Source organism: Nguyenibacter vanlangensis, from assembly GCF_013376155.1.
GTDB lineage: Bacteria > Pseudomonadota > Alphaproteobacteria > Acetobacterales > Acetobacteraceae > Gluconacetobacter > Gluconacetobacter vanlangensis.
Window position 1 is genome coordinate 1 of sequence record NZ_JABXXP010001107.1, and the last position, 694, is coordinate 694.

Annotated in this window: 1 protein-coding gene; it reads left to right on the forward strand. The window is 72.8% G+C overall.

Annotated elements, in window-relative coordinates; genetic code table 11:
- Positions 1 to 24: 24 nt before the first annotated feature.
- The coding region (locus tag HUK84_RS21525; protein ID WP_317135329.1) for a bifunctional transcriptional activator/DNA repair enzyme AdaA at positions 25 to 694 on the forward strand (670 nt) is incomplete at its 3' end.

Below are 694 nucleotides of genomic sequence, written 5' to 3' on the forward strand. Positions count from 1 at the left end.
CGCTGCCGTCCGGATGCGGCCCCCGTGGCCGAGGCGCGCGCGATCGTCGCCGCCGCATGCCGCCATATCGAACAGGCCGAGACCGTGCCCACGACCGAGGAACTGGCCGCCGCCTGCGGATGGAGCGTGGCGCATTTCCATCGGACGTTCCGTGCCGAGACCGGGCTGACGCCCCATGATTATGCCGCCGCCCATCGCGACGGGCGCCTGCGCGCGGCGCTGGCCGGCGGAGCCACGGTAACCGCGGCGCTGTACGAGGCGGGATTCGGATCGAGCAGCCGGTTCTATGCGCATGCGGACCGGGCGCTGGGCATGCAGCCGAGCGCCTATCGCAAGGGGGGTGCCGGAGAGAGCCTGCATTTCGCGGTCGGACAATGCGCGCTGGGGGCGATCCTGGTGGCCAGCAGCGGGCGGGGCGTGTGCGCCATCCTGATGGGGGACGCGCCGGACGCCCTGCTGCGCGATCTGCAGGATCGGTTTCCGAAGGCGACGCTGATCGGCGGCGACGCGGAGTATGAGCAGCGGGTGGCGCAGGTCGTGGCATTCGTCGAGGCGCCCGGAACCGGGCTGGACCTGCCGCTGGACATTCGCGGCACGGCGTTCCAGCGCCGCGTCTGGACGGCGCTGCGGGCGATCCCGCCCGGACAGGTCTCGACCTTTCGCGACGTGGCCCGGGCGATCGGTGCGCCCCAGG